At 65.2% G+C, this 13159-nt stretch carries 16 protein-coding genes; 13 read left to right on the forward strand and 3 right to left on the reverse strand.

Translation table 11 applies throughout. The features are described from left to right. Positions 1-47: 47 nt before the first annotated feature. The 13 genes from AC07OZ_RS03490 (at position 48) to AC07OZ_RS03550 (ending at position 11452) form a co-directional block, all read left to right on the forward strand. The gene (locus tag AC07OZ_RS03490) at positions 48-263 is read left to right on the forward strand and encodes a hypothetical protein (RefSeq protein ID WP_495465759.1); all 216 of its coding nucleotides are present in this window, start codon (positions 48-50) and stop codon (positions 261-263) included. 55 nt (positions 264-318) lie between these two features. Continuing rightward, positions 319-1578, forward strand: a complete 1260-nt coding sequence (locus tag AC07OZ_RS03495) for a hypothetical protein (RefSeq protein WP_495465760.1) — start codon at positions 319-321, stop codon at positions 1576-1578. 117 nt (positions 1579-1695) lie between these two features. Beyond that, positions 1696-2157 (forward strand): HrpB1 family type III secretion system apparatus protein, encoded by a 462-nt coding sequence (locus tag AC07OZ_RS03500; protein WP_495465761.1) that lies wholly within the window; start codon positions 1696-1698, stop codon positions 2155-2157. Between the two features lie 9 nt (positions 2158-2166). Then, the gene (locus AC07OZ_RS03505; protein ID WP_495465762.1) at positions 2167-2559 is read left to right on the forward strand and encodes a hypothetical protein; all 393 of its coding nucleotides are present in this window, start codon (positions 2167-2169) and stop codon (positions 2557-2559) included. Between the two features lies 1 nt (position 2560). Further along, a complete protein-coding gene (sctJ, locus tag AC07OZ_RS03510; protein WP_495465763.1) occupies positions 2561-3391 on the forward strand; it encodes a type III secretion system inner membrane ring lipoprotein SctJ in 831 nt (276 codons plus the stop codon). Next, positions 3388-4029, forward strand: a complete 642-nt coding sequence (locus AC07OZ_RS03515) for a type III secretion protein HrpB4 (protein WP_495465764.1) — start codon at positions 3388-3390, stop codon at positions 4027-4029. Before sctJ ends, AC07OZ_RS03515 begins: the two co-directional genes overlap by 4 nt. After that, positions 4023-4730 (forward strand): type III secretion system stator protein SctL, encoded by a 708-nt coding sequence (gene sctL / locus AC07OZ_RS03520; RefSeq protein WP_495465765.1) that lies wholly within the window; start codon positions 4023-4025, stop codon positions 4728-4730. Before AC07OZ_RS03515 ends, sctL begins: the two co-directional genes overlap by 7 nt. 7 nt (positions 4731-4737) lie before the next feature. After that, positions 4738-6087, forward strand: a complete 1350-nt coding sequence (gene sctN, locus AC07OZ_RS03525) for a type III secretion system ATPase SctN (RefSeq protein WP_495465766.1) — start codon at positions 4738-4740, stop codon at positions 6085-6087. After that, positions 6087-6629: a hypothetical protein gene (locus AC07OZ_RS03530; RefSeq protein ID WP_495465767.1), complete on the forward strand. Its 543-nt coding sequence runs from the start codon at positions 6087-6089 to the stop codon at positions 6627-6629. The genes sctN and AC07OZ_RS03530 overlap by 1 nt, the downstream gene beginning before the upstream one ends. Continuing rightward, a complete protein-coding gene (sctT, locus tag AC07OZ_RS03535; protein ID WP_495465768.1) occupies positions 6626-7600 on the forward strand; it encodes a type III secretion system export apparatus subunit SctT in 975 nt (324 codons plus the stop codon). Before AC07OZ_RS03530 ends, sctT begins: the two co-directional genes overlap by 4 nt. A 107-nt stretch (positions 7601-7707) precedes the next feature. Then, positions 7708-8391 (forward strand): PEP-CTERM sorting domain-containing protein, encoded by a 684-nt coding sequence (locus AC07OZ_RS03540; RefSeq protein ID WP_495465769.1) that lies wholly within the window; start codon positions 7708-7710, stop codon positions 8389-8391. Between the two features lie 108 nt (positions 8392-8499). After that, a complete protein-coding gene (locus AC07OZ_RS03545; protein WP_495465770.1) occupies positions 8500-8763 on the forward strand; it encodes a hypothetical protein in 264 nt (87 codons plus the stop codon). Between the two features lie 757 nt (positions 8764-9520). Then, the gene (locus tag AC07OZ_RS03550) at positions 9521-11452 is read left to right on the forward strand and encodes an AAA family ATPase (RefSeq protein ID WP_495465771.1); all 1932 of its coding nucleotides are present in this window, start codon (positions 9521-9523) and stop codon (positions 11450-11452) included. Between the two features lie 70 nt (positions 11453-11522). Here AC07OZ_RS03550 and AC07OZ_RS03555 read toward each other — a convergent pair whose 3' ends face one another. Genes AC07OZ_RS03555 through sctS form a run of 3 tightly spaced genes read right to left on the reverse strand, consistent with a single transcriptional unit; the run spans position 11523 to position 13113 of the window. Further along, entirely contained in the window at positions 11523-11978 is a 456-nt protein-coding gene (locus tag AC07OZ_RS03555) for a CesT family type III secretion system chaperone (RefSeq protein WP_495465772.1), read from the reverse strand. Beyond that, positions 11975-12853 carry a hypothetical protein gene (locus AC07OZ_RS03560; protein WP_495465773.1) on the reverse strand — a complete coding sequence of 293 codons (879 nt, stop codon included), beginning with the start codon at positions 12851-12853 and terminating at the stop codon, positions 11975-11977. Before AC07OZ_RS03560 ends, AC07OZ_RS03555 begins: the two co-directional genes overlap by 4 nt. Then, the gene (gene sctS, locus AC07OZ_RS03565) at positions 12850-13113 is read right to left on the reverse strand and encodes a type III secretion system export apparatus subunit SctS (RefSeq protein WP_495465774.1); all 264 of its coding nucleotides are present in this window, start codon (positions 13111-13113) and stop codon (positions 12850-12852) included. The genes AC07OZ_RS03560 and sctS overlap by 4 nt, the downstream gene beginning before the upstream one ends. Between the last annotated feature and the right edge of the window lie 46 nt (positions 13114-13159).

The raw sequence follows: 13159 nt of genomic DNA on the forward strand, positions 1-13159 counted from the left end.
CCCCCCCCCCCCCCCCCCGCCGCTCCGTGCCCCGCAAGGAGAACCCCATGTCCCTATCCCTTCCGGGAGCGCCGATGGCTCAGGCCCAGTCGGCCGAGGCCTCCGCGTCGTCGCAGATGTTCATGGACGAGCTCAAGGCTCAAAGCAAGCAGACCGTCGCCAACAACCTGGAGATGGGCCGCATGAGCCAGCAGGCCGCCATGTCGGAAGCGCTGGGCAAGAAGTTCAAGGCCGGCGGCGACAGCGTCAAGGGACTGGTGTGACCCGCGCTGCGCGCACGACGCGTCACCGCATCCAACCTCTGTCGGAGCGAATTACATGAGCATTCAACAACTGATGCAGTCGCCGCTGAACATGCTGCAAGGGGCACAGAGCCCCTTGGCCGGCATCCAGCAGGCGCTGCAAGGACTTCAACAAGGTCTGCAAGGCCTGACCCAGCTGCTGCGTCCGCTGGAACAGCTGATGCAGAACCCGATCCAGGCCGCGATGAGCGGCGCGGGTCAGGCCATCGGTCAGGCCATCGGCCAGATGGGCCAGCTGGCGAATTCGCCGCTGGGCGGACTGGGCCAGGCGCTGGGCGGCATCGGCCAGAGCCTCGGCGGCATCGGCCAGGCGCTGGGCGGCCTGACGCAAGGGCTGAACGCCCTGGGCGGCCAGGGCGGCGGCGCGGCCAACCCGCTGGGCGCCGCGCTGGGCGCGCTGGGCGGCCTGTCGCAGGGCCTCAACGGCCTGAACCAGGCCCTGGGCGGTCTCGGTCAGGCGGCGGGCGGCCTCGGCCAGGCCGCGGGTGGACTGGGCGGCGGCCTGGGCGGTGCCAATCAGCTGCTGGGCGGCCTGAGCCAGGCCATCGGCGGGCTGAGCAGCGCGTTGGGCGCGGCGGGCTCGCTGGTCGGCGCCGGTGCCGGCGGCGCGGGCGGTGCCTTGCCGCTGGGCGGATCGATCAGCCCGCAGGGCGAGACCGGTCCGATGGATGGCAATCGTGCGGAACGCGCGCTGTTCAAGGCCATGTCGGACTCCGGCATGAAGATGATCAGCGGCAAGGAACTGGACGACGCTGCCAACGGCATCTGCCCCAAGGGCATGCGTCCCCAGGACTTCACGCCTGAATTCCAGCAAGCCGCGAAGTTCCTGCGCAGCGAAGCCGGCGAGAAGAAGATGGGTCAGCTGGACACGGCGGACCGCGACAACGCGCTCGGCAAGATGGGCCTCGCCCTGAAGAACAAGGGCGGCGACGACAAGATCGGCATCGGCGATCTGACCGCGTCCATCCAGAAGCAGGGTCTGAACGCCGACCAGCACTCGACGATCTCGACGTTGAAGAACAACTTCGACGCGCTGTCCAAGGACGGCAAGACCTTCGATCTGGACACGATGAAGGACGTCGCCCAGGGCAAGCAGATGCCCAACGGCATCCTGCCGTCGTTCGAGCTGCAACAGGCCGCCCAGAAGTTCGTGAACGACACCGCGCTCAACAAGGGCACGGACGTCGCGCAGCAAACGTCTGACGGCAAGTTCAACCAGCAGGGCGACAACAAGTACAGCAAGAGCGATCTCGAAAAGACGCTTTCGCGCGGCTGATGAGCCCGGGCCTCGGGCGGTTCGCCCGGGGCCTTTCAAGTTTCCTTTCAACGCGGCCATTTCCCCAAGCCCGCCGTGCCTGGCACGTGTGATGGAGCAGACATGATCGATTCCTCGTTGCAACGCAAAGATTTCGTCTCCGGCCTGGTCGGCCTGGTGAGCCTGGCGGTGGACCGCGAGCTGCTGGACGACGCCGAGACCCTGCTGGGCGCCGTGCGCCTGCTGCGTCCCAAGGTGTCGCAGCTGGACTTCTTCGAAGCCTGGATCGCGATGAAGCGCGGCCACTGGGCCGACGCGATGCGCACGCTGCGCAACCTCGACGCCACCGCGCCCGAATGGTCGACGGCGAAGGCCTTCCTCGCCTACTGCCAGTTCGCCACCGGCGACGCAGGCTGGCGCGCCACCGCGGAGGACGTGCTGCACACCTCCACCAACGCCGAGGCGCTGGACATGGTGCGCTCGCTGCTGAATCCGGACGAAGCGGCCGCGGAGTCCGGCAGCGATGACGGCGAGTCTGCACCCGCGACACCGCCCGCGTTGACGATCGATCTCTCGCAGATGGCCTACATGCGGGCCTGAGGAACAACCATGACCGATCCCATCCAGGCCATTTCCGCGCACGAGATGATCCGGCAGGCCGCGACGCCGACGCCGGACCTGCAGGCGCAGACGCAGAAGTTCGAGCAGCTGATGGCGCGCGAGCCGCAGCCCGATCCGTCGGCGGCGCATGCGAATCCGGCCGGGCACGCGGACTCGACGATGACCAAGACGCTGCACACGCTGGACGACGCGTCGCGCCAGGTCACCGCGGACATGCAGCGCTACGTCGCCGATGCCCCCAACATGAACCTGCAGGAGCTGACCGCGCGCTCGATGGAGCTGAACCTGCAGGTCGCCACGCAGGGCCTGCAGTTCTCCGCCTGCACGTCGGTCGCGCAGAGTAGCAAGAACGGCCTGCAGACGCTGATGAAGAACCAGTGACATGAGCGCCCATCCCGTGGACTCCGCCGCCGGCTTCGACCGCTCCAAGCCCACCTGGCCGGTGGTCTACATGCTGGCGCTGATCCTGCTGATCACGCTGCTGGCCGGATGCAAGACCGATCTCTACACCAAGCGCACCGAGGCGGAGGCCAACGACATGGTCGCCGCGCTGCTGCAGCGCGGCGTGGAGGCGGAGAAGAAGAGCGGCGACGCGGGCAAGACCTGGAACGTCGCCGTCGACGAGCAGGAGGTGGTGAACGCGCTGGACATCCTGCGCGCCAACGGCCTGCCGTCGGACAAGTACGTGTCGCTGGGCGACATGTTCAAGAAGGAAGGGCTGATCTCCACGCCGACGGAGGAGCGGGTGCGATTCATCCACGGCGTGTCGCAGGAGCTCTCCAGCACGCTGTCCAAGATCGACGGCGTGATCGTGGCCAAGGTGCACATCGTGCTGCCCAACAACGACCCGATGGCCACGACGGTGAAGCCGTCGAGCGCGTCGGTGTTCGTCAAGTACCGGCCCGAGATCGACGTGCCGCAGCTGGCGCCGTCGATCAAGAGCATGGTCGCGCGCAGCGTCGAGGGTCTGACCTACGAGAACGTGACGGTGACGCTGGTGCCGGGCGCGATGCTGCCGACCTCGCCGCGACACGCCGTGGCCGATGCCACCTGGGCGTGGGTCGCCGGCGGCCTGCTGGCGGCGCTGCTGCTCATCGGCGGCGCGATCGGCGTGATCGCCTGGAAGAAACCGGGGCTGCTGCCGCAGGGACTGGCGCGTCGACTGGCGCCGGATGCCGGTGCCGCGGTGCCCGCAGCCGAAGCCGGCGCATGAGCACGGCCGCGCCCGAGCAGCTCGCGGCCTGGGCCGTCAGTTTCGACGGCAAGTTGCGCGGTCTGGTCGATGACCTCGATGCGAGCTGGCAGGACGAGCTGCTCGGTCCCTGGGGTTTCCTGGACGCGTTGCCGCCGGAGAACGCCGCCGCGCTGTGGCCGCGGCTGTGGCGTGATCGCATGGCGCCTGAAGGTGGACTGCCCGCGCTGGGCCGCTTTGCCGATGCGCTGCCGCGGCTCGGTCTGCTGCCGCGCGGCGAGTTGCTGCAACGGCTGTGCACGCTCGCGTTGGCACGCCGCCCGGGTGTCCTGCGCTGCTGCATCGATCGTGCGGCGCGGGCGCCGCTGCAACGCGCGCTCGGGGATCACTTCGCGCCGCTGGCGGCCATGAGCGCGCGCGGCCGACCGGTGGAAGCGGAGCAGGCCGCATGGTCGCCGGTGCAATGGGCGTGCGTCGGTTTCTCGGATTGGTCTGCCGCGCTGTCCCAGGACGATGGCCCGGTGCGGCAGCTGGTGCGCTGGTCGCTGCCGCGCGCGGCCGTGGACGAGGTGCTCGCCGCCACGCCGGTCGCGGCGGAACGGAACGTGGCCGTGTCGATCGCGGCCCTCGCGGAAGCCGACGTGGAGTGGCCATGCTGATCTGGTGGAAGACATCGACGCACGCGGACGACGCTGCCGCCGCCGGAGCGCCGCACGGCATCCTGCGCGCCGCCGAGGTCACGCTGCTGCGGCACGACGACGAGGTCCGGCAGGCCGCGACCGCGCGTGCCGACGCGCTGATCGCACAGGCGCAGGCGGAGGCGGAGCGCATCGTGTCCGAGGCGCAGTCGCGCGCCGAGGCGCTGCTGCACGACGCACAGGCCCAGATCGATGCCGCCTGCGAGGCAGGCCATGCCGAAGGCGAACGCCAGGCCGCGATCGCCTGGCACGAGCGCCAGGCCGGCCGCGCGGTCGACCAGGCCGACGCCGTGCGCGGCTTGCATGAACGCATGGCCGAGGTCGTCACCAGCGCCGTCGAGCGCATCGTGCAGACCGAGGGTCGCGCCGCGCTGTACCAGCGCGCGCTGCGCAGCGTGCAGGCGCTGTCGCGCTCGGCGACGGCGCTGACGCTGAAAGTCAGCCACGCCGACTTCGACGCCGCGCGCGACGGCATCGCCGCCGTGCCGGAACTGCAGTCGGCCGGGCTGTCCGTCGAGGTGGTCGTCGATCCCGCACTGCCGGCGGGCAGCTGCCTCTTCGAGTCGGACATGGGCGTGGTCGACGCCAGCCTGACGACGCAGCTCGACGCGCTGCGCGCGGCGATGTCGCGTGCCGTCAAGCGCGCGGTCGCCGAGAGTTGATATCGAGATGAACGCGCCTGACCGCCTCGCCCCGATGAACCTGGACGAACTCGGCCGCTGGATGGAGCTTGAGCTCGCCGGCGCCGAGACGCTGAACCGCACGGGCAAGGTCGTCGAGGTGATCGGCACGCTGGTGCGCGCGAGCGGCCTGTCGGCCAAGCTCGGCGAGATGTGCCACCTGCTCGACGCCAACGGCGGGCTGCTGCAGGTGGCGGAGGTCATCGGCTTCTCCAACGGCCAGACCATCCTGTCGCCGTTCGGCTCGATCCTCGGCGTCGCGGCGGGTCAGACGCAGGTCGTCGGCCTCGGCGAGATCCAGAGCATCGCCGTCGGCGACGAGCTGCTGGGGCGCGTGGTCGACAGCCTCGGGCAACCGGTGGACGGCGGACCGGCGATCGTCTGCGAGGAGCGGCGGCCGGTCTTCGCGATGCCGCCCAGCCCGATGGACCGGGAGATGATCGAGCATCCGCTGCCGACCGGCGTGAAGATCATCGACGGGATGATCACGCTCGGCGAAGGCCAGCGGATGGGCATCTTCGCGCCGGCGGGCGTCGGCAAGAGCACCTTGATGGGCATGCTCGCGCGCGGCACGCAGTGCGACATCAGCGTCATCGCGCTGATCGGGGAACGCGGCCGCGAGGTGCGCGAGTTCATCGAGATCATCATGGGCAAGGAAGGCATGGCGCGCTCGGTGGTGGTGTGCGCGACCTCGGACCGCTCCTCGATCGAGCGCGCCAAGGCGGCGCACGTCGCGACGGCGATCGCCGAGTACTTCCGCGACCGCGGGCTGCGGGTGCTGCTGATGATGGACTCGCTGACCCGCTTCGCGCGGGCGCAGCGCGAGATCGGCCTCGCGGCGGGCGAGTCGCCCGCGCGGCGCGGTTATCCGCCATCGGTGTTCGCGGAGATCCCGCGTCTGCTGGAACGGACCGGCATGGGCGCGAAGGGCTCGATCACCGCGCTCTACACGGTGCTGGCCGAGGACGACAGCGGCAGCGACCCGATCGCCGAAGAGGTGCGCGGGATCCTGGACGGCCACCTGATCCTGTCGCGCAAGATCGCGGCGCGCAACCAGTACCCGGCCATCGACGTGCTGGGCAGCCTGAGCCGGGTGATGTCGCAGATCGTGCCCAAGGACCACCAGGCCGCCAACGGCGGGCTGCGCAAGCTGATGGCCAAGTACGACGAGATGGAGCTGCTCATCCAGATGGGCGAGTACAAGCCCGGCAACGACGCCTTCGCCGATGAAGCGGTGCGCAAGCACGGTGCGATCCGCGAGTTCCTGAACCAGGCGACCTCGGACCTGCGGCCGATCGAGCAGACGGTGGCCGAGCTGCAGGCGTTGGTGAATGGCTGATGAATGATCTGCGCTCGCTGAAACTGCTGCTGTGGGCCAAGCGCCGCCGGCTCGAACCGTTGGAGCTGCAGGTCAGGGCCGAGTCCGCGCAGCGCGACGCCGCAGTGGCCGCGCATCAGGCGGCGCAGGCGCGTCACGAGGGCTGCGTCGCCGATGAAGGGGCGTGTGCCGCGCAGATCGAGGCGCTGGCGACGTCTGAATCCTTCGTCCCGCAGGACGCGGTGACGCTGTCCTACGTGCGCGACGGCTTGCGCGAACTTGTCCGGCAGGCCGAGGAGGGCGTGCGGACCGCCGCGACGCAGGTGGCACAGGCCGAGGCCCGGGTGCAGGCCGCGAAGCAGGTCCTGCAGCGCGCGGAACAACAGATCGAGCAGCTCGAGGAGCGCCGCCGCAAGCGCCTCGTCGAGATCGACCAGGAGGCCGAGGACACCCAGGACGAAGAGAGCGAGGAGGCCGCGGTCGCGCGCCGCGTCGCACAGCGGCGCGCGACCGAAGCCGCGGCGAGGGCGGCAAAGGCGGAGAGGGCAGAGGCCGGCGCATGAACGAGATGTTCAACACCTTCGCCGGCGTGATCGGTTTCGGCACGACGCTGCAGGACGGCGTGATGCTGCTGGCGGTGTGCCTGTTGCGCGTCTATGCCGTGTTCCTGGTGCTGCCGGCGACGACGGACCAGGTGCTGCAGGGGCCGATCCGCAACGGCGTGTGCATCTGCCTGGCGCTGTTCATCGCCTGGGGTCAGCCGGCGGGCCTGGTGCACGGCATGGACATGGTCCAGCTGGTGGCCACGATCGCGAAGGAGGCGTTGATCGGCGTGGTGCTGGGCTTCGCCGCGTCGACGGTGTTCTGGGTGGCGGAGGGCGTCGGCGTGCTGATCGACAACCAGGCCGGCTACAACAACGTCCAGCAGACCAACCCGCTCAGCGGCGAGCAGAGCACGCCGGTGGGCAACCTGCTGTCGCAGCTGGCGATCAGCGGCTTCTACCTGCTGGGCGGGATGCTGATGCTCACGGGCATCCTGTTCGACTCCTTCCACTGGTGGCCGATCGGCAGTCTCTCGCCGGCGTGGGGGACGATCCTGGAGGACTTCGTCCGCGTGCAGACGGGGCACTACCTGGAGCTGATGATCAAGATCGCCGCGCCGGCGCTGCTGGTGCTGATGCTGATCGACCTGGGCTTCGGCATCCTGTCGAAGACGGCGGAGAAGCTCGAGCCCAACAACCTGGCGCAACCGGTGAAGGGCGCGGTCGCGATCGCGCTGCTGTCGCTGCTGGTGGCGGTGTTCTTCGAGCAGGTCCGGCCGGCGCTGTCGATGCAGAACCTGTCGGCGGAGATGGCGAAGTGGGCGAGGGCGGCGGAGGTCGCGAAGACGGGGCCGAAGACGGCGCCGGAGGCGGCCTCCGCGCCGGCGGCGATGCCCTCCGCCAGCGCGGCGTCCGCCGGTTCGGCGATGCCATCGGCATCGGCGCCATCGACCCCGTCCGAACCGGAACGCGCGTTGGCGTTCCCGCCTTGACCACGCGCCCCTGATCCTGGCTTCACGGCCTGGAAACGTCGCGGGCTCCCGCTTAGGCTTCCTGCCGCGACCGACACGGTCGACGATAAGTCTCACAGGGAGTTGTCATGAACGCACTGTCATCGTTCCTTTCCCGTTGTCGCCTGCTGTGTGGGCTGGCGCTCGCAACGGTGTTGTCGATAGGCGCGTCGCCTGCCGGCGCGGAAGAACTCCGCTATCACTACGTCGGCAATGCCTTCCAGATGCGCGTCGAGAGCGTCCGCGCGAATCCCGGCGATCCCAACCAGTTCCGGTACATGGAGGTCTCGCTGAACGCGGACATCTACATGCCGCTCACCCGGCTGCTGCAGGCAGGCGACACCTTGGAAGACGTGTCGCGTTTCTCCATGACCCTGAACGTGAACGACAACGGCTACCGCTACAGCGAGACGATCTTCTATCCGCACGTGCCGTACTGCTTCCAGTGCGGCGTTCACAACGTGACGGAGACTGCGTTGTCCATCGGGGCGATCGGCATGTTCGCGCTGCCGACCGATTGGGACTTCTCCATCTCCCGGCGCTTCATCCTGCCCACCGGCCGCCATGACTTCCTGGAGCTGGCGAGCACCGACGCGCAGGACCGCCTGTACGGCTTCTACGAGACCTTCACCAATTCGAGCGGCCAACTGGACGGCGCGCGCGGCGTGTGGTCGCTGGCGGTCGTGCCGGAGCCGGCGACGTATGGGTTGATGCTGGCGGGGGTTGGCATGCTGGCGTGGGTGCGGCGGCGAAGTCTCGCGCCGCGGCGATAGCACCATTCCGTCCGCTTCTCCTGGACATGCCCACCCGGGGAACACCCGTGGTGGGCATGCGCGCGAACGCCCAGAGAATCCGAGCACCTCAGATGACGTGCGTTCGCTTTGACCACCCAAACGATCCCCGACTGCGTCTTCGACTTGTTGAATGACGGCCAGGAGGACATGCACCTCTTCCTGGAACCCGAAGGCCATCTGTTCCGATTGGCGCCGGGCAAGGCCGTGCAAGTTCGGCTGCTTGGTCGCGATAACCCCATCGCAATGAAGCATTCGGTCGGTCCGAATGGAGAGATGGAGGTGTCGTTCTGGCCTGAGAACGGGGGCTATGGATTAACGTTTGAGGGCCGTGACATCTGGGATCTGTTGTGATTGAGCCGGCGCGTCGGAACGACGCGCTGCATATCGAACTCCGGCTCATTGCACCGTCGCGTTTCAAGATAGCAGCTGCCTTATGCGCTGCGTCGACTGCAGGCGGGTCTAAGAGCGCAATCGACTTCTATGGGCAGGGCGTCGAAATGGATCCCGGACGGATCAGACTGCGAGGCGACTTGCCGCAGTTGGGAGAACTGGCAACCGGATCTAACCTACAGACGGGCTCGGCGAACGACGTCGTCGACATGTCGACGTCGCTGGAGACGTTCCTCCAGACCTCGTCGCATATGGAGCCAGAACTGCTCGCACATCGATGGCTCGTCGAGCGGAGCAAGGGCCTCACGCACGTTTGAAGAATTGGGCTGAGGTTTGGTCGCATCCGGTGCGATGACGCCTGCTTTTATGCGGCTCCCCAACGATATGGTGATCTATGCCTATTCGCTTCATGCAGGGTAGTCTCAGCGTCGCAGAAGTAACGCGGGCTTGGCTTAGTCGGGTGTGCAGCGAAGTCCGTATCGGGTGACAGGTAAGCGAAGGTGCTGGCCTAACCGATCCGGCCGCGGTCGTCTGCCATTCCGATGTCGTTAAGCAGGCACATGCTTGGTCGCGATGCCCAACCTAACGAACCGATGCGGGCGCAGACTTCCTTTATCTGGTCCTGTACAAATCGCGTTCTACAGGTTGTTCCTAATGCCAATCGACGGTCGTCGCTAGAGAATTTGAGAACTCAGATAATTATCAATGGGAGCGAATTGTGCGGATAAGAAGCATTGCAATTAAATCCTGGCGACATCTTCGCAATATTCAACTTAATCTTGATAGCGAAGCTGGTCTCGTTTGTATTGTCGGTGCGAATGGCACAGGAAAAAGCCACCTCCTTGAATTAATTGCTGCTTGCGCACATCGTCTCGGATTGTCTCAAGGCATTGATATTCCGCGCGGAGATCCATTTTCTGATGAGCACGATTTTTCACTTCAGTTTTTCTTGGCGCCTGGGGTGAGCGATGCTGTCGATGCGGATCTTGCGGAACATCCAATGTACAAGGTGTGGGATAGAACACTCACAATCAACAGTGTGAGAAAGAACGGAGCTATCGATACACAAGTTTCGGCGGGGGGTGAGGAAGTTGAGCAGCCGGTGAACTTTGCCAACATGGTTGTGCAGCAACTCACTACATCTAAAAGTGTTCATTTTCTTTCTCTGGATGCTGATAGGGCATATCCAAAGAAGAATGTTCATATCAATGAAATTGCGCAGGCGTACGAAACGGATTGGGCCGGTTCAGAATATACGCGAGGCAGATCATTTCGATCCACGACAACTTTGTATGATGAATGGTTGAAGTATTTTCTCGCGCAGGAGAATCAATCTGGCACTCGACTGATGCAGGATATGAGGCGAGCGAAGAAGTCGGGGGCTGAGTCTCCTCGATTCATTGATCATTTCGAAGCCTATGCGAACTCACTTCAAAAAGTTCTTCCTCAATTGGTGTTTAGTGGTGTTGACTCAAAACAGAAGACGCTCTTGTTTGATACTACTGGCCTCCAATTGAGTTTCAATAACTTGAGTGGTGGTGAAAGAGAAATTGCATTTCTCGTCGGCCAAATGGATCGATTTGGTCTGCGACATGGAATTCTGTTGATCGATGAGCCGGAATTACATTTGAATGCTGATCTCATTCGAACTTGGGTTTCATATCTTCAGAGTACAGTGGAGAGCGGGCAGATTTGGTTGGCAACACATTCGCTAGAAGCAGTCGAAGCGGCGGGTCAAACAGCTACGTTCGTCCTTGAGCGGAATGACGAAGCTCGTAAGGTAGACGGTATCGCCCGTCTGGACTCCCGTCCCGTGTTGTCGGCCCTCTCTCGTGCTGTAGGAACACCAGCTTTTTCGGTGTCGCAACTTCGATTCGTATTTGTTGAGGGGGAAGAAGGCGTGGGAGAGCGGGAACGACTTTCTCAACTGGCGGGTTCTCCTGAAAAGGTCCGCTTCATGGAGTGTGGGTCTTGCAACGAAGTCATCCGTCGAGTAGGCAACACAAGATCGCTAGCAAAGGAGGCAGAAGCTGGAATCCGCATCGGCGGTATTGTTGATCGCGATTTTAGATCTGCTACGGATGCGCGCTTGATTTCGGAGAAGTCGAATATTCACGTGCTTGGAGTTCTTGAAGTAGAGAACTTTTTCTTGCACCCTAATACATTGAAAAGGCTCCTGGAACAAAACGGAATGGGCGCGGACCCTATTGCGATAATTCGCGAGGCGGCGGATAAGCGAGCTGGAGCGTGGATATTTCAATATGCATACGCCACACCAAATGCTCGATCTCTGCCGGAGATTCAAGAAGAGGCCAAAGAAAGGGCGAAATCGTTGTCTTGGGGTGATTTTGAGTCATTGGAAAATGAATCTATAGCCAAACTCGCCGCAATATCTGGAATGGACGGCGAAGACCGAAAGAAGTTACAAGAATTGCTCGGAGTCGGCGTCAAGGCTTACGCACGAAACAGGACGCAGGATAACTTTTGGGCACGCTGCGAGGGGAAGCAGGTCCTCAACTCAATCGCGCGGTTATGTGGTTTTTCCGACTCTGGAGCATTGCGACAAGCGGCCTTGGCGGCTTGGCGAGAAGGAAGGGTTGAAGTGCCCGAAGAACTGGCTCAATTGAGGCAATATATTTCGAGCCTTTGATTGAATCCGAGCGACTTTGCCGAAGATCGTTTGCCCGTCAGATTCGGGCTTCTTTGTATGCGAGGAAGGATCACGCCCTCATCCACGTGTACTCCCCCAACGACAGGCTCTCGAACATCTCGTCTTCCGCCAGCAGGATGTTCTCGCGCCAGTAGCGGCCGTGTTCGATGTAGTGGTTGATGGTGTCGGCCAGGTAGGGACCGTCGACGCCGTCGAGCATCGGCACACGCACAACGAGGAGCACCACGCCGGAGTCGGCGTCTAGCCCCAGCTGTGCCTGGTCCTGCGCGTAGAGACTCAGATTCGCCTCCAGCATCAGCCGATACACGCGGAGACTCCGTCCCGACGTCACGCTCCCGAAGGTGAAGTTCAGGTACATCGCCTCGGGGTCGTTGTCGTAGTAGCCGAGCAGGACCTCGAAGCCCTCGACCTCGATCGCGTTGCGGGCGATGGCGGTCTCCGCATCGGGCAGGCCGACGGCCTCGCACAAACCGACGATCAGGTGCTGGTAGTGCTCGACGCTCATGACGGGAGATCCTTCTTGAGGAACGCTTCGGCGGACGGGAGCGGCGTCAGCGCGCGTTGCAGTTGGCTGCTGCGGACCTCCGCGCCCTCGCGCAGCGCGTCGAGCGGGCGGAAGAGGGCGCGCAGGCCGTTCAACGGGAACAGGAGGTTGGCGTTCTTCTGGGCCTCGGTCGACGAAGGCGGCGGACCGTTGGCCGCGCACCAGGCGACCGCCGCCGCCTTCACGATCGACAGCGACGGCGTCGCGTCCGCCGGCAGATGACGAGCCACCGCCGTCATCGCGGCGAGCCGCATCGCACCGGTCGCGATGCCCGCGCCAGCGCCCTTGAAGTACAGCGACGCCAGCGCATCGAGCAGTACCGCCGGCGGCTTGCCTTCCGGCGTCGGCGTGGCGCGCAGCATCACTGCGGCCGGCAACGCGCTGCGGCGCAAGGCCGCGCCTTCGCGGACCTCCGGCGGCGGCGGCGGCATGCGCGTGCGCGGCGGCGAGCTCAGCGATCCCTTCTCCTGGCGTTCTCCCGCGTCCGGCTTCTGCTGCTTGCCACCGGTGCCTTGCACGGGCCGCATCGTGTTCGCGCCGGCTCCGCCCGCCGCCATCTGCCGCGGATCGTCCATCGGCATCTGCGGATGCTCGTCCTCGGGATGCGCGCCTTGCACGCCGCCCGACGGCGGTCGCGGCCGGGGCTTGGGCGCCGGTCCCGTGTTGCGACGCGCGGGCACCTGCGCCCGCGGCGCATGCCGGTAGGCATTGCCCTTGTGCATCCCGCCCGCATACCCGGACGAACCGCTCCCGCGCGCGTGCCCCTTGCCCGCGGCCTCCTGCGCTTCCCGCGCCTGCTGGGCCTCGGCACCCTGGCGCGCGCGGTCGAGCTTCATTTCTGGAACACCGCCGTGAAGAGGTTCTCGCTGAACTTCATCAGCGTCGACCCGGCCCACGGCGCCGTCACCACGACCACGCCCGTCACCGCCAGCAGCTTGATGCCCTGCGAGATGCTCGAGTCCTGCAGCGACGTGATCGCCTGGAAGAAGGACACGAGCAGCCCGATCACCGCCGACACCACCACCGCCGGCAGCGACAGCAGCACGCACATCATCAGCGCCTCGGAGGTCAGCTGCACCACCACGTCGTAGTTCATGGCCGGCTCTCCTCATGGACGCTCGTCGAGCGCATCGATCGCGTCG

This window comes from Roseateles sp. GW821-FHT09G03, assembly GCF_059416045.1.

What these genes read in the sequence shown, in the direction of transcription:
- AC07OZ_RS03555 (WP_495465772.1), bottom strand. Translation starts at nt 11,978, where the DNA reads ATGAGCGTCGAGCACTACCAGCACCTGATCGTCGGTTTGTGCGAGGCC.
- AC07OZ_RS03560 (WP_495465773.1), bottom strand. Translation starts at nt 12,853, where the DNA reads ATGAAGCTCGACCGCGCGCGCCAGGGTGCCGAGGCCCAGCAGGCGCGG.
- AC07OZ_RS03505 (WP_495465762.1), top strand. Translation starts at nt 2,167, where the DNA reads ATGACCGATCCCATCCAGGCCATTTCCGCGCACGAGATGATCCGGCAG.
- sctN (WP_495465766.1), top strand. Translation starts at nt 4,738, where the DNA reads ATGAACGCGCCTGACCGCCTCGCCCCGATGAACCTGGACGAACTCGGC.
- AC07OZ_RS03495 (WP_495465760.1), top strand. Translation starts at nt 319, where the DNA reads ATGAGCATTCAACAACTGATGCAGTCGCCGCTGAACATGCTGCAAGGG.
- sctS (WP_495465774.1), bottom strand. Translation starts at nt 13,113, where the DNA reads ATGAACTACGACGTGGTGGTGCAGCTGACCTCCGAGGCGCTGATGATG.
- sctJ (WP_495465763.1), top strand. Translation starts at nt 2,561, where the DNA reads ATGAGCGCCCATCCCGTGGACTCCGCCGCCGGCTTCGACCGCTCCAAG.
- AC07OZ_RS03515 (WP_495465764.1), top strand. Translation starts at nt 3,388, where the DNA reads ATGAGCACGGCCGCGCCCGAGCAGCTCGCGGCCTGGGCCGTCAGTTTC.
- AC07OZ_RS03530 (WP_495465767.1), top strand. Translation starts at nt 6,087, where the DNA reads ATGAATGATCTGCGCTCGCTGAAACTGCTGCTGTGGGCCAAGCGCCGC.
- sctL (WP_495465765.1), top strand. Translation starts at nt 4,023, where the DNA reads ATGCTGATCTGGTGGAAGACATCGACGCACGCGGACGACGCTGCCGCC.
- AC07OZ_RS03540 (WP_495465769.1), top strand. Translation starts at nt 7,708, where the DNA reads ATGAACGCACTGTCATCGTTCCTTTCCCGTTGTCGCCTGCTGTGTGGG.
- AC07OZ_RS03490 (WP_495465759.1), top strand. Translation starts at nt 48, where the DNA reads ATGTCCCTATCCCTTCCGGGAGCGCCGATGGCTCAGGCCCAGTCGGCC.
- sctT (WP_495465768.1), top strand. Translation starts at nt 6,626, where the DNA reads ATGAACGAGATGTTCAACACCTTCGCCGGCGTGATCGGTTTCGGCACG.